Source organism: Ramlibacter sp., assembly GCF_013697775.1.
Taxonomy (GTDB): Bacteria; Pseudomonadota; Gammaproteobacteria; order Burkholderiales; family Burkholderiaceae_C; genus Ramlibacter.
The window spans coordinates 15,280-36,881 of sequence record NZ_JACCWG010000109.1 but is presented as its reverse complement, the minus strand read 5'-3'; the positions used below and the strand labels follow the sequence as shown (position 1 = coordinate 36,881).

At 68.9% G+C, this 21,602-nt stretch carries 19 protein-coding genes and 1 pseudogene; 5 read left to right on the top strand and 15 right to left on the bottom strand.

Going from position 1 to position 21,602, the window contains the following annotated elements; genetic code table 11:
- Nucleotide 1 precedes the first annotated feature (1 nt).
- The 7 genes from H0U68_RS05825 to H0U68_RS05795 are packed head-to-tail and all read right to left on the bottom strand — an operon-like array spanning nucleotide 2 to nucleotide 6,326.
- Entirely contained in the window at nucleotides 2–1,189 is a 1,188-nt protein-coding gene (locus tag H0U68_RS05825) for an acetyl-CoA C-acyltransferase (protein WP_296353572.1), read from the bottom strand.
- Between the two features lie 16 nt (nucleotides 1,190–1,205).
- Nucleotides 1,206–1,706 (bottom strand): hypothetical protein, encoded by a 501-nt coding sequence (locus H0U68_RS05820; protein ID WP_365730823.1) that lies wholly within the window; start codon nucleotides 1,704–1,706, stop codon nucleotides 1,206–1,208.
- Nucleotides 1,703–3,556 (bottom strand): bifunctional isocitrate dehydrogenase kinase/phosphatase, encoded by a 1,854-nt coding sequence (gene aceK / locus H0U68_RS05815; protein ID WP_296353570.1) that lies wholly within the window; start codon nucleotides 3,554–3,556, stop codon nucleotides 1,703–1,705. Before aceK ends, H0U68_RS05820 begins: the two co-directional genes overlap by 4 nt.
- A gap of 17 nt (nucleotides 3,557–3,573) precedes the next feature.
- Nucleotides 3,574–4,227, bottom strand: coding sequence for a carbonate dehydratase (gene can, locus H0U68_RS05810; RefSeq protein ID WP_296353568.1), 654 nt, complete (start codon nucleotides 4,225–4,227; stop codon nucleotides 3,574–3,576).
- 2 nt (nucleotides 4,228–4,229) lie between these two features.
- Nucleotides 4,230–5,408 carry an isovaleryl-CoA dehydrogenase gene (locus H0U68_RS05805; RefSeq protein ID WP_296353566.1) on the bottom strand — a complete coding sequence of 393 codons (1,179 nt, stop codon included), beginning with the start codon at nucleotides 5,406–5,408 and terminating at the stop codon, nucleotides 4,230–4,232.
- 9 nt (nucleotides 5,409–5,417) lie between these two features.
- Nucleotides 5,418–5,879: a PaaI family thioesterase gene (locus H0U68_RS05800; RefSeq protein ID WP_296353564.1), complete on the bottom strand. Its 462-nt coding sequence runs from the start codon at nucleotides 5,877–5,879 to the stop codon at nucleotides 5,418–5,420.
- A gap of 45 nt (nucleotides 5,880–5,924) precedes the next feature.
- Nucleotides 5,925–6,326, bottom strand: a complete 402-nt coding sequence (locus tag H0U68_RS05795; RefSeq protein ID WP_296353601.1) for a MerR family DNA-binding transcriptional regulator — start codon at nucleotides 6,324–6,326, stop codon at nucleotides 5,925–5,927.
- 127 nt (nucleotides 6,327–6,453) lie between these two features.
- Between H0U68_RS05795 and H0U68_RS05790 the strand changes: the two are divergent.
- Nucleotides 6,454–7,508 (top strand): annotated as a pseudogene (locus H0U68_RS05790) (MBL fold metallo-hydrolase).
- On the opposite strand, the gene H0U68_RS05785 reads toward H0U68_RS05790, so the two are convergent.
- The 8 genes from H0U68_RS05785 to glyQ form a co-directional block, all read right to left on the bottom strand.
- Nucleotides 7,495–11,022: a PAS domain S-box protein gene (locus H0U68_RS05785; protein WP_296353562.1), complete on the bottom strand. Its 3,528-nt coding sequence runs from the start codon at nucleotides 11,020–11,022 to the stop codon at nucleotides 7,495–7,497. The pseudogene H0U68_RS05790 and the gene H0U68_RS05785 overlap by 14 nt on opposite strands.
- A gap of 89 nt (nucleotides 11,023–11,111) precedes the next feature.
- Nucleotides 11,112–12,023, bottom strand: a complete 912-nt coding sequence (locus tag H0U68_RS05780) for a SprT family zinc-dependent metalloprotease (protein WP_296353560.1) — start codon at nucleotides 12,021–12,023, stop codon at nucleotides 11,112–11,114.
- A gap of 51 nt (nucleotides 12,024–12,074) precedes the next feature.
- Nucleotides 12,075–12,842, bottom strand: coding sequence for a lysophospholipid acyltransferase family protein (locus tag H0U68_RS05775; RefSeq protein WP_296353558.1), 768 nt, complete (start codon nucleotides 12,840–12,842; stop codon nucleotides 12,075–12,077).
- 23 nt (nucleotides 12,843–12,865) lie between these two features.
- On the bottom strand, nucleotides 12,866–13,435 hold the full coding sequence (gmhB, locus tag H0U68_RS05770) for a D-glycero-beta-D-manno-heptose 1,7-bisphosphate 7-phosphatase (protein ID WP_296353556.1): 570 nt from the start codon (nucleotides 13,433–13,435) through the stop codon (nucleotides 12,866–12,868).
- Nucleotides 13,432–13,866, bottom strand: coding sequence for a hypothetical protein (locus H0U68_RS05765; RefSeq protein ID WP_296353555.1), 435 nt, complete (start codon nucleotides 13,864–13,866; stop codon nucleotides 13,432–13,434). Before H0U68_RS05765 ends, gmhB begins: the two co-directional genes overlap by 4 nt.
- The gene (locus tag H0U68_RS05760) at nucleotides 13,863–14,186 is read right to left on the bottom strand and encodes a hypothetical protein (protein ID WP_296353553.1); all 324 of its coding nucleotides are present in this window, start codon (nucleotides 14,184–14,186) and stop codon (nucleotides 13,863–13,865) included. The genes H0U68_RS05765 and H0U68_RS05760 overlap by 4 nt, the downstream gene beginning before the upstream one ends.
- Nucleotides 14,187–14,209: 23 nt before the next feature.
- Nucleotides 14,210–16,312: a glycine--tRNA ligase subunit beta gene (glyS, locus tag H0U68_RS05755; protein ID WP_296353551.1), complete on the bottom strand. Its 2,103-nt coding sequence runs from the start codon at nucleotides 16,310–16,312 to the stop codon at nucleotides 14,210–14,212.
- Nucleotide 16,313: 1 nt separating this feature from the next.
- Nucleotides 16,314–17,219 (bottom strand): glycine--tRNA ligase subunit alpha, encoded by a 906-nt coding sequence (glyQ, locus tag H0U68_RS05750; protein WP_296353549.1) that lies wholly within the window; start codon nucleotides 17,217–17,219, stop codon nucleotides 16,314–16,316.
- Between the two features lie 263 nt (nucleotides 17,220–17,482).
- Between glyQ and H0U68_RS05745 the strand changes: the two genes are divergently transcribed.
- The 4 genes from H0U68_RS05745 to H0U68_RS05730 are packed head-to-tail and all read left to right on the top strand — an operon-like array spanning nucleotide 17,483 to nucleotide 21,595.
- Nucleotides 17,483–17,980 (top strand): spore coat protein U domain-containing protein, encoded by a 498-nt coding sequence (locus tag H0U68_RS05745; RefSeq protein ID WP_296353548.1) that lies wholly within the window; start codon nucleotides 17,483–17,485, stop codon nucleotides 17,978–17,980.
- A gap of 17 nt (nucleotides 17,981–17,997) precedes the next feature.
- Entirely contained in the window at nucleotides 17,998–18,726 is a 729-nt protein-coding gene (locus H0U68_RS05740; protein WP_296353546.1) for a fimbria/pilus periplasmic chaperone, read from the top strand.
- 56 nt (nucleotides 18,727–18,782) lie between these two features.
- On the top strand, nucleotides 18,783–21,239 hold the full coding sequence (locus tag H0U68_RS24355) for a fimbria/pilus outer membrane usher protein (RefSeq protein ID WP_365730812.1): 2,457 nt from the start codon (nucleotides 18,783–18,785) through the stop codon (nucleotides 21,237–21,239).
- Nucleotides 21,143–21,595, top strand: a complete 453-nt coding sequence (locus tag H0U68_RS05730; RefSeq protein WP_365730810.1) for a FimD/PapC C-terminal domain-containing protein — start codon at nucleotides 21,143–21,145, stop codon at nucleotides 21,593–21,595. The genes H0U68_RS24355 and H0U68_RS05730 overlap by 97 nt, the downstream gene beginning before the upstream one ends.
- Nucleotides 21,596–21,602 lie beyond the last annotated feature (7 nt).

The following is a 21,602-nucleotide window of genomic DNA, read 5'->3' as shown; positions in this document are numbered from 1 at the left end:
CTTACAGCAGCTCGACCGTCATGGCCGTACCTTCGCCGCCGCCGATGCACAGCGTGGCCAGGCCGCGCTTGGCGCCGCGCGCCTGCATGGCGTGGATCAGCGTAACCAGGATGCGCGCGCCGGACGCGCCGATCGGGTGGCCCAGCACCAGGCCGCCGCCGTTGACGTTGACGATGTCGGGCGACACCTTCAGGTCGTGCATCAGCGCCATCGGCACCACGGCGAAGGCTTCGTTGATTTCCCACAGGTCGACGTCGCTGACCTTCCAGCCGGCCTTCTGCAGCGCCTTCTGCGTGGCGCCGATGGGCGCGGTGGTGAACCAGTTGGGTTCCTGCGAATGCACGGCGTGCGACACGATGCGCGCCAGCGGCCTGGCGCCCACGCGCGCGGCGGTGGAGCCGGTCATCAGCACCATGGCGGCGGCGCCGTCGTTGATGGACGAGGCCGACGCCGCGGTGATGGTGCCGCCATCTTTCTTGAACGCGGGCTTGAGCAGCGGGATCTTGTCGACCTTGACCTTGCCCGGGCCTTCGTCGAGGGAGATCACGCGCTCGCCGGCACGGTCCTTCACGGCAACCGGCACCACTTCGGCGGCGAAGGCGCCGCCGGCCACGGCCGAGCGCTGCGCGCGCAGCACCGAGTCGCGGGCGAAGGCGTCCTGCTGCTCGCGCGTGAAGCCGTACTTGGCCGCGCAGTCCTCGCCGAAGGTGCCCATGGCGCGGCCGGGTTCGTAGGCGTCTTCCAGGCCGTCGAGCGTCATGTGGTCGAAGATGCGGTCATGGCCCATGCGGTAGCCGCCGCGGCCCTTGAGCAGGAGATAGGGCGCATTGGTCATGCTTTCCATGCCGCCGGCCACCAGGATCTCGTGCGTGCCGGCCAACAGCATGTCGTTGGCGAACATCACGGCCTGCATGCCGGAGGCGCACATCTTGGACAGCGTGATGGCGCCGGTGCTGCGCGGCAGCCCGGCCTTGTGCGCGGCCTGGCGGGCCGGCGCCTGGCCCTGGCCGGCCATCAGGCAGTTGCCCATCAGCACTTCGCCGACGGCGTCGTTGGGAATGCCGGCGCGCTCCACGGCGGCCTTGATCGCGGCTGCGCCCAGGTCGGACGCGGACAGCGAGGCGAAGTCGCCCTGGAAGTTGCCCATGGGGGTGCGGGCGGCACCGACGATGACGATGGATTCGGACATGGAAAGCTCCTTTTGGTCAGCTGGTGTGATGAAGAATCATGGGGCCGTGTTCCTCTTCGGCAACACGGCGGATGTAATCCTGGAATTCCGCGTCCTCGCCGCGCAGCAGCAGGGGCAGCGCGTTGCGGAAGTCCTCGCGGTGGCACCACTCGCGCATGTAGTCGTCCCAGCTGTTCCAGCGCCGCGCCTCGGTCTCGCTCATGCGGGACTTGTAGGCCACGAGGTAGGCGCGCTCGAACAACGAGATCAGCATATCGAAAATCACCAGCATCCGCTCGCGCTGCTCCGCGGTTGGATCGGCCAGCGGGTCGTTGGTTCGCAGCTGCAAATCGGGATGCGCCAGCACGACCTTGAGGAATTCGTTGTAGGCGTTGCTCAGCAGCTGGTACGCCTCTTCTTCCTCGTTGTCGCGCTCCTTGCGCTGCTCCCAGGCGAAGAACAGGATGGCGACCGGCAGGCCCAGCGCCGTGACGATGAAGCTCGCCAGCTCCCAGGCGTCGCGCATGGCCGCGTTCACGCATCGGCCTCCACCGGCCCGGCAGCAAGGGCCGCGCCCGCCTGCCTGCGCGCGAAGCGCTTGTCGCGCTCGTAGGGAAAGACGTCGTGCACGTGGCCGGCGGCGATACGCTCCTTGTGGGCCTGCCAGAACGCCGGGTCCAGCAGGTCGGCATGGTGCTTCATGAACACCTCGCGCACCGCCGCGTTGCCGAGCAGGAACGGCGCGAAGGTTTCGGGGAACACGTCGTGCGGGCCGACCGAATACCAGATCTCGCCCGACATTTCTTCCTCTTCGTTGCGCGGCTCGGGCACCTTGCGGAAGTTGCAGTCGGTGATGTATTCGATCTCGTCGTAGTCGTAGAACACGACCTTGCCGTTGCGCGTGACGCCGAAGTTCTTCCACAGCATGTCGCCCGGGAAGATGTTGGCCGACACCAGGTCCTTGATGGCGTTGCCGTAGTCGACCACCGCGTGCGCGATCTGCTCCTGCGCGGCGGCTGCCACCGCCGGGTCGGCGCTCTTGCTGGCGTCGAACGCTTCCTGCAGGTAGATGTTCAGCGGGATCATGCGCCGCTCGATGTAGAGGTGCTTGATGACCACCTCGTCGTGGCCGTCGCCGTCGCGGTCGGAGATTTCCAGCTGGCTGGGCGCGAACTTGCGGATCTCGTCGATCAGGTCGTCCTCGAAGCGCTCGCGCGCGAACGCCACCTCGCTGTACTCCAGCGTGTCGGCCAAGCGGCCGACACGGTCGTGCTGCTTGACCAGCAGGTACTTGCCCTGGATCTGCTCGCGCGAAGTGTCCTTGGGCGGCGGGTAGAAGTCCTTGATGACCTTGAAGACGAACGGGAACGACGGCAGGTCGAACACCAGCATCACCATGCCCTTGATGCCGGGCGCGATGCGGAACTTGTCGCTGGAATGCTTCAGGTGGTAGAGGAAGTCGCGGTAGAACAGCGTCTTGCCCTGCTTGGCCAGGCCCAGCGCGTTGTAGATTTCGGCGCGCGGCTTGCGCGGCATGAGAGAGCGCAGGAACTGCACGCTGGCCGCCGGCACGCCCATGTCCACCATGAAGTAGGCCCGCGCGAAGCTGAACAGCATCTGCAGGTCGTCCTCGCCGAACAGGCAGGCGTCGATCACCAATTTTCCCGCCCGGTTGTGCAGGATCGGCAGCGCGAACGGCAGCTCGTTGAAGCCGTTGATGATCTTGCCCACCACGTAGGCGCCCTTGTTGCGGAAGAACAGGGACGACAGCACCTGGATCTGGAAGTTGGCGCGCAGCTTCACCTGGTGCAGCCGCGCGCTCATCGCTTCCAGCACGAAGCCGGCGTCGCGCTGCAGGTCGTCGAACTCCCGCTGCAGGCGGTAGTTGTCGACGATGCGCACCAGCGTTTCCTGCAGCGTCTCGCGCGTGGGGTAGTAGGAGCGGTAGGTCGGCGTGGCGGCCGGCTCGTCGTTTTCGATGTACTCGGTGCTGACCGCCGGCCGCACGAAGATGAAGTCGTTGTGGAAGTACGTGCGGTGCAGGATCTTGGTGGTGACCGAGTTGAAAAAGGTCTCCGCCAGTTCCGGCTGGTGGTGGTCGATCAGGAGGCCGATGTAGTGCAGCTTGACCTGCTGCCACACCTCCATCGGCAGCGCGCCGGCCTTGAATTCGTTTTCCAGCCGCGTCACGGCTTCCCGCACGCGCAGGTCGTAGAACTCGATGCGCCCGCGCTGCGCGCGCTGCTGGCCGTGCCAGTCGGCGGTTTCGAAGCGCTGCTTGGCGCGCGCGGACTCGGTGCGGAACAGCTCGTAGTGCCGGTCGAAGCCGTCGCGCATGGCCCGCGCGATGTCGTAGGCTTGCGGCGAGTCCAGGCGCTGGGGGAACATCGCTGCCGCCTCCGCTGCTACCGGCGCTTGGCCGTCACGGTGTCGATCGCCGCGTGGTACGCCGGCTCGATCGCGTCGTGGCCGGAGACGGTCATGCGCAGGTCCTGCAGCAGGCCGTCGTGCACGCCGAAGGCCCAGCCGTGCACGCTGACTTTCTGCCCCTTGGCCCAGGCGTCGGTCATCACCGTGCTGACGCAGACATTGACCACCTGCTCGATCACGTTGAGTTCCACCAGCGCGTCCAGCCGGTGCGCGTCGCCCACCTTCTCCAGAATGCCGCGATGCCGGTCGCGCACGTCCTGGATGTGGCGGATCCAGTTGTCCGCCAGACCGATGCGCGTGCCGTGCAGCGCCGCCTGCACGCCGCCGCAGCCGTAGTGGCCCACCACCATGATGTGTTCGACCTTGAGCATCTCCACCGCGAACTGGATCGCCGACAGCGCGTTCAGGTCGGAGTGCACGACGATGTTGGCGACGTTGCGGTGCACGAACACCTCGCCCGGCTCCAACCCGGTGATCTGGTTGGCCGGCACACGGCTGTCGGAGCAGCCGATCCACATGAATTTCGGGCGCTGCTGCTGCGTGAGCCCCGAGAAGAAGCCCGGACGCGTGCGCTCCATCTCCGCGGCCCAGGCACGGTTGTGGGCGAACAGGTCTTGGATGGCGGTCATGTTTACATCGTCTCGGCGAACAGCTCGCGGCCGATCAGCATGCGGCGGACTTCGCTGGTGCCGGCGCCGATTTCGTACAGCTTGGCGTCGCGCCACAGGCGGCCCAGCGGGTACTCGTTGATGTAGCCGTTGCCACCGTAGACCTGGATGCCCTCACCGGCCATCCAGGTGGCCTTCTCGGCGCAGTACAGGATGACCGACGCGCAGTCCTTGCGCACCTGGCGCACGTGCTCGCTGCCCAGCAGGTCGAGGTTCTTGCCCACCATGTAGCAGTAGGCGCGCGCCGCCTGCAGCACCGTGTACATGTCGGCGACCTTGCCCTGGATGAGCTGGAATTCGCCGATGCTCTGGCCGAACTGCTTGCGGTCGTGGATGTACGGAATGACGTTGTCCATTACCGCCTGCATGATGCCGATGGGGCCGGCGGCGAGCACCGCGCGCTCGTAGTCCAGCCCGCTCATCAGCACCTTGGCGCCGCCGTTCAGCATGCCCAGCACGTTCTCGGCCGGCACCTCGACGTCCTGGAACACCAGCTCGCCGGTGTGGCTGCCGCGCATACCCAGCTTGTCGAGCTTCTGGGCGATGGAAAAGCCCTTCATGCCCTTCTGGATCAGGAACGCGGTGACCCCGCGCGCGCCCAGCTCGGGCTCGGTCTTGGCATACACCACCAGCGTGTCGGCATCGGGGCCGTTGGTGATCCAGAACTTGCTGCCGTTGAGCAGGTAGTAGCCGCCCTTGTCCTGGGCCTTCAGCTTCATGGAGATCACGTCGCTGCCGGCGCCGGACTCGCTCATGGCCAGCGCGCCCACGTGCTCGCCGGAGATCAGCCTGGGCAGGTACTTCTTCTTTTGCGCGTCGCTGCCGTTGCGCTTGATCTGGTTGACGCACAGGTTGCTGTGCGCGCCGTACGACAGGCCCACCGAGGCCGAAGCGCGCGAGATTTCTTCCATGGCCACCATGTGCGCCAGGTAGCCCATGCCGGCGCCGCCGTACTCCTCGGGCACCGTGATGCCCAGCACGCCGAGCTCGCCCATCTTGCGCCACAGGTCCATCGGGAACTGGTCGCTGCGGTCGATCTCGCCGGCGCGCGGCGCGATCTCGGATTGGGCGAAGGCGTGCACCGCGTCGCGCAGCGCGTCGATGTCTTCGCCGAGCTGGAAGTTCAGGCCGGGCAGTTGCATGGTGTCTCCTTAGTGCTGGATGCCTTCACGGCCGAACACGGCCATGAGGGTGCAGGTCATGGTGGCAACGAGTTTTTCTTTTTCGCCGTCCAGCGCCCAGGCACGGCCTTCGGACACCGTGATGGTGCGGCCCGGCTTGAGCACCTCGCCCTGGACGCGGAACAGCTGGCCGCGCGCGGGCGCCAGCAGGTTGACCTTGTATTCGATGGTGAGCACCGCCGCGTCGGCGGGCATCAGGCTGAAGGCGGCATAGCCGCATGCGGTGTCCATTACCGCGCCCAGCACGCCGGCATGCACGAAGCCGTGCTGCTGCGTCACCTGCTCGGACCAGGGGAACTCCATCACCGAGCGGCCCGGCTCCACCGCCGTGAGCGCGACGTTGAAGGTCTTCAGCGCGCCCTGGCGCTCGAAGCTGGCGCGCACGCGATCGGCGAAACCGGCGTCCGCGGGTTCAAAAGACGGCACGGCCATGGCAACTCCCCAGTTGACGTTTACGTAAACGTCAACTATACCAGTTCAGGCACGTTTCTCGAACTTGCCCAGCAGCGCCCGCGCCTCGCGCTCGTGGGTCTTCACCTCGTCCAGGTTGGCCTGCAGCTCGGCCATCTGCTCTTCCAGCTGCCGGCGGTGCTCGGCCAGGACGGTGAGGAACTTGCGCAGCTGCGGCCCGGTGTCGCGCGGGCTGTCGTACATGTCGATGATGTCCTTGGCCTCGGTCAGGGACAGCCCGAGGCGCTTGGCGCGCAGGGTGAGCTTCAGGCGGGTGCGGTCGCGGCTGCTGTAGACGCGGTTGCGCCCGCCCGGGCCGGACCGCTCCGGCTGCAGCAGGCCCATGTCCTCGTAGAAGCGGATGGCGCGGGTGGTGAGGTCGAACTCGCGCGCCAGGTCGCTGATGGTGAACGTCGTGTTGGTGGGCATCGCGGAAGCGGTCGCCTGCGCGACGGCAACGGACAAGCGGGTCATGTGGGTTCCCTACAATGGGCCATTACATCTGACGTTTACGTCAACGTCAATCAGGGCCTGTTCACACTCGCGGTACCCACGCATGAACCTCCAGGAACAAGAGCTGCACTACCCTCTCGGCGACACGCTGCCGCTTCCTGGACACACCATCGAGGTAGCGCCCGGCGTGCAGTGGATCCGCATGGCACTGCCGTTCGCGCTGGACCACATCAACCTGTGGCTGCTGCGCGACGAGATCGACGGGCGCGCCGGCTGGACCGCGGTGGATTGCTGCATCACGCGCGACGAGGCCAAGGCGCAGTGGGAGGCGGTGTTCGCCAACGCGCTGCAGGGTCTGCCGATCCTGCGCGTGGTCGTCACCCACATGCACCCGGACCACATCGGCCTGGCGCACTGGCTGTGCGAGCGCTGGAACGCGCCGCTGTGGATCAGCGCCACCGACTACAACGCCGCGCGCATGGCCTCGCAGAGCACCACCGGCTTCGGCGGCGAAAGCGCGGCGCGCTTCTTCGCCTCGCAGGGCCTGAGCGATCCGGAGTCGATCGAGAAGATCCGCGCGCGCGCCAACTACTACCGGGCATGGTGCCGGCGGTTCCGCCGAGCTTTCGCCGCATGCTGGAAGGCGACGTGCTCGCCATCGGCGGCAACGGATGGCGCTGCATCGCGGGCTACGGGCACGCGCCCGAGCACATCGCGCTGTTCTGCGAGGAGCTGGACGTGCTGATCAGCGGCGACATGCTGCTGCCGCGCATTTCCACCAACGTGAGCGTGTACGACATCGAGCCCGAGTCGAACGCGCTGGCGCTATTCCTGTCGTCCATCGACAAGTTCCGCGCGCTGCCCCCCGACACGCTGGTGCTGCCCTCGCACGGCAAGCCGTTTCGCGGCATGCACCGGCGCGTCGAGCAGCTGCACGAGCACCACGACGCGCGCCTGGCCGAGGTGATGCAGGCCTGCGCCGAACGCCCGCACAGCGCCGCCGACGTGCTGCCGATCCTGTTCAAGCGTGTGCTCGACCTGCACCAGACCACCTTCGCCATGGGCGAGGCGGTTGCGCACCTGCACCTGCTGTGGCATGCGGGGCAGCTGCAGCGCACGCGCGGCGCCGACGGGGTTTGGCGGTTCAGCCCAGCGTGAAATAGAAGGTCGTGCCCTCGCCGGGCACGGACTCGACCCAGACCTTGCCCTGGTGGCGCATCACCACGCGCCGCACGGTTGCCAAGCCGATGCCGGTGCCGGCGAATTCGGCTTCGGTGTGCAGGCGCTGGAAGGCGGTGAACAGCTTGCCGGCGTAGGCCATGTCGAAGCCCACGCCGTTGTCGCGCACGAAAAAGGCACCCTCGTCCGTGCGCCCGACCTCAATGCGCGCCGGCTGCGCGCCGGCGGTGAACTTCCAGGCGTTGCCCAGCAGGTTTTCCAGCAGCGCGCGCAGCAGCCTGTCGTCGCCCTGCACCTGCAGGCCGTCGTGCACCTGGACGTCGACCTGCCGCTCGGGCGCCTGGATGCGCAGGTTGTCCACCGTCTCGCCCGCGATGGCGCTCAGGTCCACCATGGCATGGCTGAGCGGCGCGCGCGTCACGCGCGACAGCGCCAGCATGGCCTCGATCAGCTGCTCCATCTTCAGCACGCCGGCTTCGATGCGCGCCAGGTAGTGGCGCGCCCTCTCGTCGGCCAGCGGGCCGATGCGCTGCTCCAGCGCCTTGCTGAAGCCGCCGATCGCGCCCAGCGGCGCGCGCAGGTCGTGCGACACCGAGTAGGAGAACGCCTCCAGCTCCGCGTTGGTGTCGCGCAGCGCCGCCTCGATGGCCTTCAGCTCGGTGATGTCGGAGTCGATGCCGACCCAGAACTCCACGCCGCCCTGCGCGTCCAGCACCGGCGCCGCGCGGTAGGACATGGTGTGCCAGGCGCCGTCGCGCCCACAGATGCGCCGCATGCCGCTGAACGGCTCCAGCCGCTCGCGCGAGCGCTTCCAGGCCCGGCGCATCTGCGCCAGATCCTCGGGATGGATGACACTCAGCCAGCCTTCGCCCAGCCAGTCGTGCGGCGCACCGCCGGCCAGCTCGTACCAGGCGCGGTTCAGGTAGGTGACCTGGCCTTGCGGGTCGACGTTCCACACCACTTCGGGCGCCTGCTCGGCCAGCACGCGGTAGCGCTTTTCCTGGCGCGCGAGTTCGGCCGTGCGGTAGGCGATGCGCGACTCCAGGTTGGCGTTGAGCTCGCGGATCTGCTCGAACAGGCGTGCGTTCTCGATCGAGATCGACGCCAGATGCGCCAGCTCGATGGCCACGTATTCGTCGCGTTCGGTGAACTCGCCCTCGAATTTGTCGGACAGCTGCAGCAGCCCGATGTTTTCGCCGCGGCCGTTGACCAGCGGCACCGCCAGCAGGCCGCGCAGCGACAGATGCTGCGCGGCGAACGCGCCGAAATTGCGCCAGCGCGGGTGCGCCGTCAGCGCGTCCTGCGTGAGGCGCAGCGGCCGGCCGGTTTCGCAGACCACGGCGTAGATGCCGGTGCCCTCGGGCGGCGAGATCGGGCTGCCCCGCCACTGCGCGTACTTGTCCGACAGCGACAAGGCGGTGATCACCTGCGCCCAGTCGTTGTCGGTGGTGAGGCTCAGCACGGCTTGGTGCGCCCCAATCACGCGCCGCGCCTGCTCCACCACCTCGTCCATGGTCTGCTGCATCACCTGGTGGCGTGCGATCGCCTGCGCCGCCTCGGCCGTGCGCTGCAGCATGCGGCTGAAGTCCTGCAGCTCGCGCTCGCCGGCCAGCAGCGCCTGCTCGGCCTGCTTGCGCGCGGTGACGTCGCGCTGCACGGCGATCCAGTGGGTGTACTGGCCGGCCTCGTTGGCCATCGGCACGATGTCCAGCTCGACCCAGAACGGGCGGCCCTGCTTGGTGTAGTTCACCAGTTCTTCGCGTACCGGCAGTCCCTGCGCCAGCGCCGAGCGGATGCGGTCCAGCGTGGCGCGGTCGGTGTCCGGCCCCTGCAGCATGCGCGGCGTCTGGCCGATCGCCTCGCGCGCCGAATAGCCGGTGAGCCGCTCGAAGGCTTCGTTGACGAACACGATGCGCGGGCCCGGGGGGTCCAGCGGCGCCGCCAGCGTGATCAGCACGATGTCGTTGAGCCGCGCCACCGCGTTGCGCAGCAGCACCAGGTCGGACTCGGCGCGCTCCAGCGCGGTGACGTCGGTGAACACCACCAGCGCGCCGGTGATGCCCTCCTCGCGGTACAGCGGCTGGTAGCTGCAGCGCAGCAGCCGGCCCTGCGCGATCAGCGGGTTGCGCGCCAGCACCAGCAGCTCGCCGCTGGCGCCGCGCATGGCGCGCGCGAACGGCATGTCCTGCGTCTCGAACAGCTGCTGCGTGCCGGGCCGGTACAGGCCGAAGTGGCGCGGCCAGTCCTCGGGCATGACCTTGGCGCCTTCCAGCGGGAACAGGTGCTCGGCGGCGCGGTTGACCATCATCAGCTGGCCCATGCGGTCCACCGCGATCAGTCCCTCCTGCATGCTGTTGAGCACGGTGTCCAGCACCGCGTAGGCGCTGCGGCTGCGCCCCAGCTCCGCCTCCAGGTCGGCCTGTCGCAGCTGCAGCGACTCGGCCATGAGGTTGAACGCGGCGCCGATGCGCATGAACTCGCCGCGGGTGCTGCGGGCCTGCAGCGGCACCCGCGCGTCCAGCTTGCCCTGCTCCAGCCGCCGCACCACGCCCAGGATCTGCTTGGTCGGCTTGACGATCACGCGTCCGCCTACCCACCACGCCGCGGCGAGCCCCGTCAGCAGGGTCAGCGCGACCACCGGCAGCAGGTCGCCCAGCTGGTCGTGCGCGCCGGCCGTGGCCTGCGCGCGGCCCAGGCTCACGACCGACAGGAAATTCTCGCCGCCCACGCCCTGGCTAGGCACCGCGGCATAGAGGCGGCGCTCGCCGGCGACATCGGTCAGCTCCCCCACCAGCGGCTTCATGGTAAGGGCGGCCTCGCGCAAGACGGGATCGGCGAGCGCGCGGCCGCCCCGGGTGGCGGCGCCGCGCGGGTATTCCATCAGCACCTGGCCGCGCCGGTCGGCAACGAACACCTGGGCGCCGGCGGGCAGGTCCATGCGGGCGAGCAGGTTGCTTGCGTGCTCCAGGTCCAGCGAGGCAAAGGCCGCGCCGATCACCTCGTCGCCGTCCATCAACGGGTGCGCAAAAGGCAGCACGAAGCGTCCGGTGAGGCTGCCGAACTGGGCCTGGCCGACCGCGAAGCGCCGCTCGGCCACCGCCTGCCCGTAGGCAGAACGCGCGCGTGCGACGGTTCCGCGCGGCCCGGCGTTGGCATCGCAGATCATCTGCCCGCCGGTATCCACCACGCCGATGTTGGCGTACACCGGGTAGCGGCCGCGCAGGTTCTCGAAGAAGCTGTCGCAGCCGCCGCGCTGCATCTGGCGCAGCTGCGGCACCGAGGCAATGACCCCCAGCAGCAGCTGGGCCGATTCGACCGCGCGGTCCTGGTAGCTGGCGATGGCCGAGGCGGTGAATTTCAGCTGCGACTGCGCGCGCGCCGCGCTGGCGTCGTTCTCCCGCGCCGCGAACCACACGGACAGGATGGCCAGCGGCAGCACGGCCGCGAGGACCAGCAGCACCAGCCGCTCCCGCAGACTCAGCCTGCCTTGCACAGCATGGCTCCTTTGTGTTGCGCGCGCCGCGCCGCGCGTGGATCAGTGTACGCGGTGCCCATGCGCCGTGCGGCGGGCGCCGGCGCGGATCACCAGGGGGGCAGCGCCTCTTCCTTGAGCTGCGCACGCAGCGATGCGTAGTCGGGCACCACTGCCCGCACGGTGTCCCAGAAACGGGGGCTGTGGTCCATTACATGCAAATGGCTGAGTTCGTGCGCCACCACGTAGTCGACCACCGGCATGCGGAAATGCACCAGCCGCCAATTCAGGCGGATCGAGCCGTCGTTGCGCGCCGTGCCCCACAGGGTGCCGGCGCTGCTGAGGGAGAGCCGCCGCCATTGCACGCCCAGCTGCGGCGCGAAGTGGTCGAGCCGCTCGGTGAACACGCGCTTGGCCTGGCGCATCAGCCAAGCCTGCACCGCGTCGCGGATCTGCGCCGGCTCGGCGTTCTGCGCCACCCCCACGTGCAGGGTATGGCGCGCGACGCCGGGCAAGCCGCCGTCGGCCGCGTGCAGCATGCAGCCGGCCTCTTCGAACGCATGGCGCGGGTCGAGCACCACGATCACCGGTTCGCCCAGGAAAGGAAACGTCGCGCCGTCTTTCCAGGCAATGCGCGCGGCCTCGATGCGCTCGCGGCGTTTGCCCGCCTGCTGCAGCTTGGCGGCGATCCAGCGCGCCTTGGTGCGCAGCGCCGCGTCCACCTCGGCCAGCGGCACCCAGCGCGGCGCGCTGACGGTCAGGCCGTCGGGGCCGACCACGAAGCCGATGTTGCGGCGCTTGGCGCGGCGGAATTCGTAGGCCACGTGCAGCTCGCCCAGCAGCACCTCGCGGTTGGCCGCGGGATGGCGAAAGCGTTGCGGCGCCAGCAGCGTGTCCAGCTCCACGGCCGGCGCCTGCGGTGGCGCAGGCGGCGTGGCGGCGGCGGGTGGGGGTGGCGCAGGCGCGGGAGGCGGTTTCGGCTCGTCGAACAGATCGAGCAGGAGCTGGAACGGAGACCGCATGCGGGGCAGTGTACCGTTCGCGCGGCACGCGCCGCGCGCAAAAAGTCCGCGTCAGGGCGCCGGCGAGGGGGCGGCGTCCGCCGATGTGGCGTAGGCCCCGGGATCGAGCCGCCGCATCTCGGCTTCGATCCAGGTTTCCACTTCGCGCATGAGCTCGTCGGCGCTGCGGCCGGCGCTGGGGATGGGCCGGCCGATGGACACGTCGACCACGCCGGCGCGCTTGACGAATGCCTTGCGCGGCCAGCACTTGCCGGACGTCACCGCCACCGGGATCACCGGCGCGCCGGTCTCCACCGCGAGCCGCGTGCCGCCGTTCTTGTAGCTGCCCTGCTGGCCGCGCGCGATGCGCGTGCCCTCCGGGAACATGATGATCCAAATGCCCTGGTCCAGCAGCAGCCGGCCCTGCGCCACCACCTTGTTGAAGGCCTGCGCGCGCTGGTTGCGGTCGATGTGCACCATGTCCAGCCGGCCCATGGCCCAGCCGAAGAACGGCACGCGCAGCAGCTCCTTCTTGAACACGAAGGCGAGCGGATGCGGCATCAGCACCGGCATCAAAAAGGTTTCCAGCGTGGACTGGTGCTTGACCAGCAGGATGGCGGGACTGCGTTCGCCCTGCGGCAGGTGTTCCATGCCGTGCACGCGCCAGCGCACGCCACACAGCACCCGTGCCCCGTGCACCGCCCAGCCGAGCCAGCGCACCGCCATCCAGTACAGCGGCACGCCGCGCCGCCAGAGCGAGGCCACCAGCATGATGATGGCCCAAGGAATCACCGTCAGCAGCATCCAGAGGGCGTGGAGGAGCGAGCGCAGGAAGGCCATGGCAGCGCGGTTGACGGCCGCGCTCAGGCCGGCTTGGCGGGCGGCGGGACGCGCTTGACCAGCCAGTCGGCGAACGCGCAGAGGTCCTCGTGCACCTGCGTGCCGGCGGGAAACTCCGCCGGCAGCGGCTGGCCGCGCAGCGCGGCGGCCTTGCCGGTGAGCACCAGGTGCGGCGCGCAGCCGACCGCCACGCCTGCCTGCAGGTCGCGCACCGTGTCGCCGACCACCGGCACCTGCTTCAGGTCGACGCCCAGGCGCTCGCCGATCTGCTCGAACAGCCCCGGCAGCGGCTTGCGGCAGCGGCAGCCCTCGTCCGGGCTGTGCGGGCAATAGAACACGGCGTCGATGCGCCCGCCGACGGCCGCCAGCGCCTTGTGCATCTTGGCGTGCACGGCGTTGAGCGTCGCCACGTCGAACAGGCCGCGGCCCAGGCCCGACTGGTTGGACGCCACCACCACGTGCCAGCCCGCATGGTTCAGCCGCGCGATCGCCTCCAGCGCCCCGGGCAGCGGCTGCCATTCGTCGGGCGACTTGATGAACTCGTCGCTGTCGGCGTTGATGGTGCCGTCGCGGTCGAGGATGGCGAGTTTCATGCGGATCGAGCCTCCAGGGACCGGCGGCGCGCCCATTCGGAAATAGCGGCGACAGGATGCGCAGCGATGTCCAGCTGGCCGATGCGCTGCAGCAGGACGTCGGCATCGAGCATGCGACGGCCGCCCACATAAAACAACTGCATTCGACTCTGCCAATCCGACGACATCACGGCAGTTTCGGGGCCGACGCCATCGGCGTGATAGCCGAACGTTTCGTCGAAACTCGACATGGCACCGATCGCGCCATCGATCAGGTCGGCCTTCCCGGGATTGAGCGCCGGATATAAATCGAGCTCACGCGACACCAGCAACTCTTCGGGTGCGTGCGGATAGGCCAGCAGAATCGCCTGGCTGCCCACCACCACAAAGGAATGCTCCTGCGTGATGGCCGCGGCCGCGCGCAGCACGTGCTCGACTTCGGACCGCTTCATGGCGAAGCGCGCCGTGCGGCACGCAGCAGCGCACCGCGCTCTTGCTGGGTCACCAGCACCGACAGTGGGGAGATGTTGCGCAGTGCGGCGGCGTGTTCGGTGGGCGCGCATGCTTCACGCTCAATCGCCTCGACGCCGAGTGCGACCAGTTGGTTCCATTCATCACGGTAGGCGTCCGAGCGGGTTTCGCCGTTCAGCGCGCGCCAGCGCGCCAGCAAGGCGGCAACGTCCGCGATCCGGGCAGGCTCCGCACGAAGGCGCGCCACTGCGAGCCGATGCATTTCCAGCAGGAAGTCGTCGATCTGTTGCTGCCGGTTCACGCGTCGATTATCCGGTCCACGCTTCAGCTTGCCAACCGCGACAGGTCCGCCACGCGGTTCATCGCCTGGTGCAGCATCGACAGCAGGCCGAGCCGGTTCAGGCGCAGGTCCGGCTGCTCGGCGTTGACCATCACGCCATCGAAGAACGCATCCACCGGGCCGCGCAGGGCGGCCAGGGTCTGCAGCGAAGCGGTGTAGTCGCCCGCCTCGAACTGCGCATGCGCCTGCGGCCCGATGCTGCCCATGGCGGCGTGGAGCGCCTTTTCCGCGTCCTCCTGCAGCAGCACGTCGCTCACGTGCGGATCGACCCGGCCGTCGGCCTTCTTCAGGATGTTGCCGATGCGCTTGTTGGCGGCCGCCAGCGCGGGCGCTTCCGGCAGCGCAGCGAAGGCCCGCACCGCGGCGAGCCGCTTGGCGACGTCGCCCAGGCGCTGCGGGCGCAGCGCCAGCACCGCGTCGACTTCCTGCGTGCTGTAGCCCTGCTCGCGCAGCAGGCCCGCCAGGCGTTCGAAGATGAAGTCGGCCAGCAGCGCGCCGGTCTTGGCCTCGGCCTGCGGGAACAGGGCCAGCGCCTGGGCGACCAGCTCGCCGACGGCCAGCGGCAGGTCCTGCCCCATCAGCATGCGCACGATGCCCAGCGCATGGCGGCGCAGCGCGAACGGGTCCTTGTCGCCGGTGGGCAATTGCCCGATGGCGAACAGGCCGGCCAGCGTTTCCAGCTTGTCGGCCAGCGCGACCACCAGGCCGACGCGGTTGCGCGGCAGCGCGTCGCCGGCGAAGCGCGGACGGTAGTGGTCCTCGATGGCGAAGGCGATGTCCTCGCCCAGGCCGTCGTGGCGCGCGTAGTAGCCGCCCATGATGCCCTGCAGCTCGGGGAATTCGCCCACCATGTCGGTCAGCAGGTCGGCCTTGGCGAGCAGCGCCGCGCGGTCGGCGTTGTGCGCGAGCAAGTCGTCGCCCAGCCGCGCGCCGATCACCCTGGCAATGGCGCGCACGCGCTCGATGCGCTCGCCCTGGGTGCCCAGCTTGTTGTGGTAGACCACCTTCGACAGGCCGGCAACGCGCGACTCCAGCGGCTTCTTGCGGTCCTGGTCGAAGAAGAATTTGGCGTCGGCCAGGCGCGGGCGCACCACGCGCTCGTTGCCGCCGACCACGGCGCTGGCGTCGGCCGGGCGGATGTTGCTGACCACCAGGAATTTGTTGGTGAGCTTGCCGCCGGCATCCAGCAGCGGAAAGTATTTCTGGTTGGCCTTCATCGTGAGGATGAGGCATTCCTGCGGCACGTCGAGGAACTCGCGCTCGAACGCGCAGACCAGAACGTTGGGCCGCTCGACCAGCGCCGTCACTTCGTCCAGCAGCGCGGCGTCATCGATCGGCTGCACGCCGCCGCCGACCTTCTGCGCAGCGTCGGCGAGCTGCCGCGCGATCTCGGCGCGGCGGGCCTGGAAGCTCGCGATGACCGCGCCGTCGCGCTCCAGCGTTTGCGCATAGCTGTCGGCATCCGCGATCTCGATGCGTTCGACAGCGGCTTCGAAGCGGTGGCCGCGCGTGGTGCGTCCGGCCTGCAGGCCCAGCGCCTGCACCGGCACCACCTCGTTGCCGTGCAGCGCGACCAGCGCATGCGCCGGCCGCACGAATTTCACGTCCGTCCCGTCGGCTAGCTGGTAGGTCATGACCTTGGGAATCGGCAGGTTCTCGATGGCAACCAGCAGTGCGCCCTGCAATCCATCCACAAGCGGCCGGCCCACCGCCAATCTCTCAAGAAACACGAACTCCTTTCCGCCTTCAAAGGCGCGCTTGGTTTCAGCGAGAGATGCTCCCTCCTTGTCGAGGCGTTTCAGCAGGGAGTCCGACGGCTCGCCAGCCGGCCCGAACGCAACACCAACCGGCAGCAGCCGTGTTCGGACGGGCACATCGGGACAAACCGATCGAACCGCTGTGATGTGGACGCCAAGCCTGCGAGGGGAGGCATAAACCGTTTGAATAGATGCAGCGTCGAGATAGTCGAGCTTGCGCAATGTTCCGAAAATCTCGTTCGCAAACGCCTCGCCAAGCTTCTTGAGCGCCTTGGGCGGCAGTTCCTCGACGAACAGTTCGACCAGCAGGTTCTTGGTTGTCGCTGCCATCTCAAGCCGCCTTCTTCTGCATCCGCGCCACCCATTCGCGCGGCGCCATCGGAAAATCCAGCCGCTCGCGGCTCTCGTAGTAACTCTGCGCCACGCTGCGCGCCAGGTTGCGGATGCGGCCGATGTAGGCCGCGCGTTCGGTCACGCTGATCGCGCCGCGCGCGTCCAGCAGGTTGAAGGTGTGCGCGGCCTTCAGCACCTGCTCGTAGGCGGGCAGCGCCAGCTGCTGCTCCATCAGGTGCCCGGCCTGCTTCTCGTACGCGCCGAAGGCGGTGAACAGGAACTCGGCGTCGCTGTGCTCGAAGTTGTAGGTGGACTGCTCCACCTCGTTCTGGTGGTAGACGTCGCCATAGGTGAGGCCGTCGGTCCACTGCAGGTTGTAGACGTTGTCCACGCCCTGCAGGTACATGGCAAGGCGCTCCAGGCCGTAGGTGATCTCGCCGGTGATCGGCTTGCAGTCGATGCCGCCGACCTGCTGGAAGTAGGTGAACTGCGTCACCTCCATGCCGTTCAGCCAGACTTCCCAGCCCAGGCCCCACGCCCCCAGTGTCGGGTTCTCCCAGTCGTCCTCGACGAAACGGATGTCGTTTTTCTTCAAGTCGAATCCCACCGCTTCCAGCGAGCCCAGGTACAGCTCCAGGATGTCGGCCGGCGCGGGCTTCAACACCACCTGGAACTGGTAGTAGTGCTGCATGCGGTTCGGGTTCTGGCCGTAGCGGCCATCTTTCGGCCGCCGGCTGGGCTGCACGTAGGCGGCCTTCCACGGCTCGGGGCCGATGGCGCGCAGGAAGGTGGCGGTGTGCGAGGTGCCGGCGCCGACCTCCATGTCGTACGGCTGCAGCAGCGCGCAGCCCTGGGCGTCCCAGTACGACTGCAGCTTCAGGATGAGTTGCTGGAAAGTGAGCATAGAGACCTGGAAGGGCCGGCCGATGCCGCGCACGTTGCGGGAATGCCACGGCGGCCAAAGCTTTCGATTGTAGGCGGGCACAGCAGCACGCTGGGGGTGGCGGCGTGTGGCGCAGGCGCTTAGGCAATTCGCCTAGGGCGCGCTAAGGAACTCGGCAGCAGTGGCGCGGCGCCTCAACCCTAAAGTGACTGGACACCTGCAGGAGTTACGGCGAGGGCAGCGACCCGCAGGTGTGTTGTTCAAACCGTTGGAGGAACCAAATCATGTCGAAACGCATTCTTATTTCCGCGCTGGCCGCAGCCGGCCTCGCCTCCATGGCATTCAGCTCGCACGCCGCCACCGTGGGAGGCTCCGTCGATGTGCAGACCACCCTGACGGCCGCTTGCGAGATCTCCGCATCCGGTGCGGCGATCGACTTCGGCTCCGTGGTGGCGCTGGCCAGCAGCGGCAACAAGGCCGCCAACAGCGGCTCCGGCTTCCAGGTGGCCTGCAGCACCGGCCTCAGCCCCACCATCTACTCGGCCACGACGCGCGAGATGGACGACGGCGCCACCCACACCCTGGCATTCAACCTGTGCCTGTCGGCCTGCACCGGCTCCAACGACCTGGCAAGTGCCGCTTTAAGCGCGGACACCCTGTCCATCACGCAGAACGGCAGCCTGCAGACCGTGGCGCTGCACGGCCGCATCCTCGCGGCGAACTTCAAGGCGCTGCCCGCCGGCAGCTACGCAAAGACGGTCACCGTCAACGTCGACTATTGAACCCAGGCGGGCTGGCAATGACTGTCGCTTCCCGCGCCGGCTGGCGGCGCAGTCTGTTGCGGCTGGGCGCGGCCCTGGCGCTCGGCCTGGCCGCCGGCACGGCCGGCGCCCAGCTGATCGCGCCGGTGCTGGTGGAGCTGTCGGCGGCACGCCGCGTGGCGTCCGTCACGCTCAGCAACAACAGCGACAGGCCGATGACGTTTCAGGCCCAGGCGCTGGCCTGGGAACAGGTGGAGGGTGCCGACCGCTACGCGGAAAGCGCCGACCTGCTGGTGGTGCCGCCGGTGGCCAATGTGGCACCGGGCGCAAGCCAGATCTTTCGCGTGGCACTGCGCCGGCAACCGCCGGCGCAGGAACTCGCCTACCGGCTGATCCTGGAGGACGTCACCACGGAAACCGCACCGAGTACCGGCGACAGTGCCGCGGTTCGCCTGCAGTTCCGCCACAGCCTGCCGGTCTTCGTCGGCACGCGCGAGAAGACCCAGCACCATGCACAACTGGTGCGCTGCGCAGCCGCTCCTGCCTGCGTGCGCCTGGACAACCAGGGCGGCAAGCGCGTCAAGCTGCTGAAGCTGGTCGCCACGGGCACCGGATGGCAGCGCGAGATCGGTTCGCCCGCGACGGTGCTCACGGACCGCTGGAAGCAGTGGACGCTCGATCCGCCGGCCTCGGCGGGCGCAGTGACCGTCACTGCCGAAACCACCGCCGGTGCCCTGTCCGTGGAGCTGCCGCCTCGCCTTCGCTGATGCGCCCTCCCCCACGGCTTCCATTGCACGGTTTGGCCGCTCTCGCGGGCGCAGCCGTGCTTTCGCCCGCCTGGTCCGCGCAGCCTCCGCTGGATGTGAGCCTGGTGCCGCAACCCAATTCCGCCGTTCAGGTGCAGCTGCGCGGCAACACCAGCGAACCGGTGCTGATGTGGTCGGGCACGTCGCAGGCGCCGCCCTACCGCGTCGCCCTGCTGTGGGAGGCTTCGCAGGTTGCACTCGGCCATCCCTTGCCGCAGGTGCCGGCGGGCGGCTCGGGCCCGCTGCAGACAATGACGATGAGCGACACGCCACAGGGCACCCGCCTGGAGATGCAGGTGGACCAGGACGTGTTGCCGCGCCTGCGGCGTGTGGCCGACAGCTGGGTGCTTCAGCTGGATGCCGTCGCGCCGAAGGCGCCGCGCGCGCCGGCGCCCGCACGCGTTGCGGCACCGGTTGCCGCACCCGTGGCTACGGCGCCGACGCCGGTGCGCCCTTCGGCTGCACCTGCTCCTCTCCAGGTTGCGCTGGCCGCTGTCCAGCCGCCTGTGCAGCCGCCCGCCGCACCTGCTCCCGCGCGCGAGCTGCTGGCGCTGGCGCGGCCTAGCGCCCTCCCGCCACCGTCACCGCCGCCGGGCCGCCGCCCCGAAACGCTGCTGCTGGACGTGCAGGTGAACGGCAGCGTGCTGCCCGACGTCGTGCGCGTGGAGCGTCTTGCCGACGGGCGGGTGATCCTGCCAGCAGCGACATGGAAAACCGCCCGGCTGCGCCCGGCCGGCGACACCGTGGTGTTCAGCGACAGCGACGGGGCCGGCTATGCGCTGGACGCGGCGACCGGCCTGCACTACCGCATCGACCGCAGCAAGCTGCAGCTGGTGATCGACGCGCAGCCCGAGGCGTTCGACGGCACCCGCATTTCCATGTCCGGCACCGAGCGCGATCTTCCGAACAAGGCGTCGCCGGGCGTTTACCTGAACTACGACGTCACCATGACCGCGGGCGAGGGAAGCAGCAGCCGCGGCGGCCTGGTGGAGATGGTGGCCTTCAATCACCTGGGCGCGCTGGTCAGCGGCAGCGCGCTCACCAGCAGCAGCAGCGATGGCCTGCGGCATGTGCGCACCGAAACCTACGCGCGCAAGGACTGGCCGGGCACCATGGAGTCGCTGGTGGTGGGCGATGCCATCGGCAGCGCGGGCGCCTGGAGCCGCCCGGTGCGCTTTGGCGGCGTGCGGTATGCGCGCGACTTTTCCCTGGCGCCGGGCTACATCACCACACCGATGCCCGCCATCAACGGCTCCGCCGCCCTGCCCTCCACGGTGGACGTGCTGGTGAACAACCAGCGCCAGTCCAGCACCAGCGTGCCGGCGGGTCCGTTCGCGTTGACCGACGTTCCGCTGGTCAACGGCGCGGGCGATCTCAACGTGGTGGTCCGCGACCTGCGCGGCGTCGAGACGGTGGTGTCGCAGAGCTACTACACCGCTGCCGCGCTGCTCGCACCGGAACTGTCCGACTTCTCCTTCGAAGCCGGCGCGCTGCGCCGCAACTTCGGCTCCGAAAGCAACGACTACGGGCCGGTGTTCGCTTCCGGCACGTACCGCTACGGCCTGGATGCGCAGACCACCGTCGGCGCGCGCGCCGAGCTGCAGCGCGCGCGGCAGGCCATCGGCGCCGATGCTACCCGGCTGCTGGGCACCTACGCGGTCGCGCAGGGCGCCTTGGCGGTCTCGCAATCCGACGCCGGCAGCGGCGCGCACTGGCTGGCCGGCATCGATCGCGTGACGCCAGGCGGCGGCGCGTCCGCCCTCTGGGAGCATTCCACGGATAACTACCGCGCGTTCGGCGCGGGCGAGCGCGAGGCGCGTGCGCGCGACCGCCTGCGCATCGGCGGCGGCATGCGCCTGAACGACACCTTCAACGCCGGCCTGAGCTACACGCGGCAGACCAGCTGGAATGCCGACAGCTTCTCGCTGGCCGGTGCGACGCTGGGCGTGCGCCTGCCGGGCAATGCGTCCTTGTCGCTCTACGCGAGCCGGGAGCTGGTGACGGGCGGCTGGAGCGCCGGCGTCAATCTGGTGGTGCCGCTGGAAGGCGGCAAGATCCTTGCCGCGAACACCACGCGGCAGGTGGACGGCGCAACGACGACGGCGGTGCAGGCCACGCAGGCGACGCCGGCCGGGCCTGGGGTGGGCTGGAGCGTGCGCGCCAGCAATGCCGCCGGCCAGCGCGCGCGCGCCCAGGCCACCCTGAACACCAACCATGTGCAGGTCGCCGCCGAAGCGAACGCCGGCAAGGACAACAACGCCGTGCGGCTGTCGGCCAACGGCTCGGTGGGCTGGCTGGAAGGCCAGGCGTTCGCGCGCGCCGCATCGACCAGGGCGCGTTCGCCGTGGTGCAGGTCGGCGACCTCGAAGGCGTGGCGGTGTCGCGCTCCAACCAGGTGGTGGCGACCACCGACAGCCGCGGCCGGGCGCTGGTCACGGGGCTGCTGCCCTACCAGAAGAACCAGCTCACCGTGAACTCCGACGAACTGCCCCTCGACGTGGAGATCGGCGGCGTGCGCGAGGAAGTCGTGCCCTACGCCCGCAGCGGCATGCGCGTGGATTTTCCGGTGCATCGCACGCGCAACGTGCTGGTCACCCTGCGCCGGCCGGACGGCATGCCGGTGCCTTCGGGCGCACAGGTCGTGCTCATGCCTGGGTCGCAGCAGTTCGTGGTCGCCACGCGCGGCGAGGTGTATCTCATGAACGTGCAGGCCGAGAACCGGCTGCAGGTCCGGTTCGCCGGCGGGGGCTGCGATCTCCCGCTCGCGGTCGACGCGGCACTGCCGGCCGAGTCGCACCTCGGGCCCCTGGTGTGCGGGGCCGCGCAATGAGTGCGCG

Coding starts and splice junctions, on each gene's coding strand:
- H0U68_RS05825 (WP_296353572.1), bottom strand. CDS start 1,189: ATGTCCGAATCCATCGTCATCGTCGGTGCCGCCCGCACCCCCATGGGC.
- aceK (WP_296353570.1), bottom strand. CDS start 3,556: ATGTTCCCCCAGCGCCTGGACTCGCCGCAAGCCTACGACATCGCGCGG.
- can (WP_296353568.1), bottom strand. CDS start 4,227: ATGACCGCCATCCAAGACCTGTTCGCCCACAACCGTGCCTGGGCCGCG.
- H0U68_RS05805 (WP_296353566.1), bottom strand. CDS start 5,408: ATGCAACTGCCCGGCCTGAACTTCCAGCTCGGCGAAGACATCGACGCG.
- H0U68_RS05800 (WP_296353564.1), bottom strand. CDS start 5,879: ATGGCCGTGCCGTCTTTTGAACCCGCGGACGCCGGTTTCGCCGATCGC.
- H0U68_RS05795 (WP_296353601.1), bottom strand. CDS start 6,326: ATGCCCACCAACACGACGTTCACCATCAGCGACCTGGCGCGCGAGTTC.
- H0U68_RS05780 (WP_296353560.1), bottom strand. CDS start 12,023: ATGCGGTCTCCGTTCCAGCTCCTGCTCGATCTGTTCGACGAGCCGAAA.
- H0U68_RS05775 (WP_296353558.1), bottom strand. CDS start 12,842: ATGGCCTTCCTGCGCTCGCTCCTCCACGCCCTCTGGATGCTGCTGACG.
- gmhB (WP_296353556.1), bottom strand. CDS start 13,435: ATGAAACTCGCCATCCTCGACCGCGACGGCACCATCAACGCCGACAGC.
- H0U68_RS05765 (WP_296353555.1), bottom strand. CDS start 13,866: ATGAAGCGGTCCGAAGTCGAGCACGTGCTGCGCGCGGCCGCGGCCATC.
- glyS (WP_296353551.1), bottom strand. CDS start 16,312: ATGGCAGCGACAACCAAGAACCTGCTGGTCGAACTGTTCGTCGAGGAA.
- glyQ (WP_296353549.1), bottom strand. CDS start 17,219: ATGCTCACTTTCCAGCAACTCATCCTGAAGCTGCAGTCGTACTGGGAC.
- H0U68_RS05745 (WP_296353548.1), top strand. CDS start 17,483: ATGTCGAAACGCATTCTTATTTCCGCGCTGGCCGCAGCCGGCCTCGCC.
- H0U68_RS05740 (WP_296353546.1), top strand. CDS start 17,998: ATGACTGTCGCTTCCCGCGCCGGCTGGCGGCGCAGTCTGTTGCGGCTG.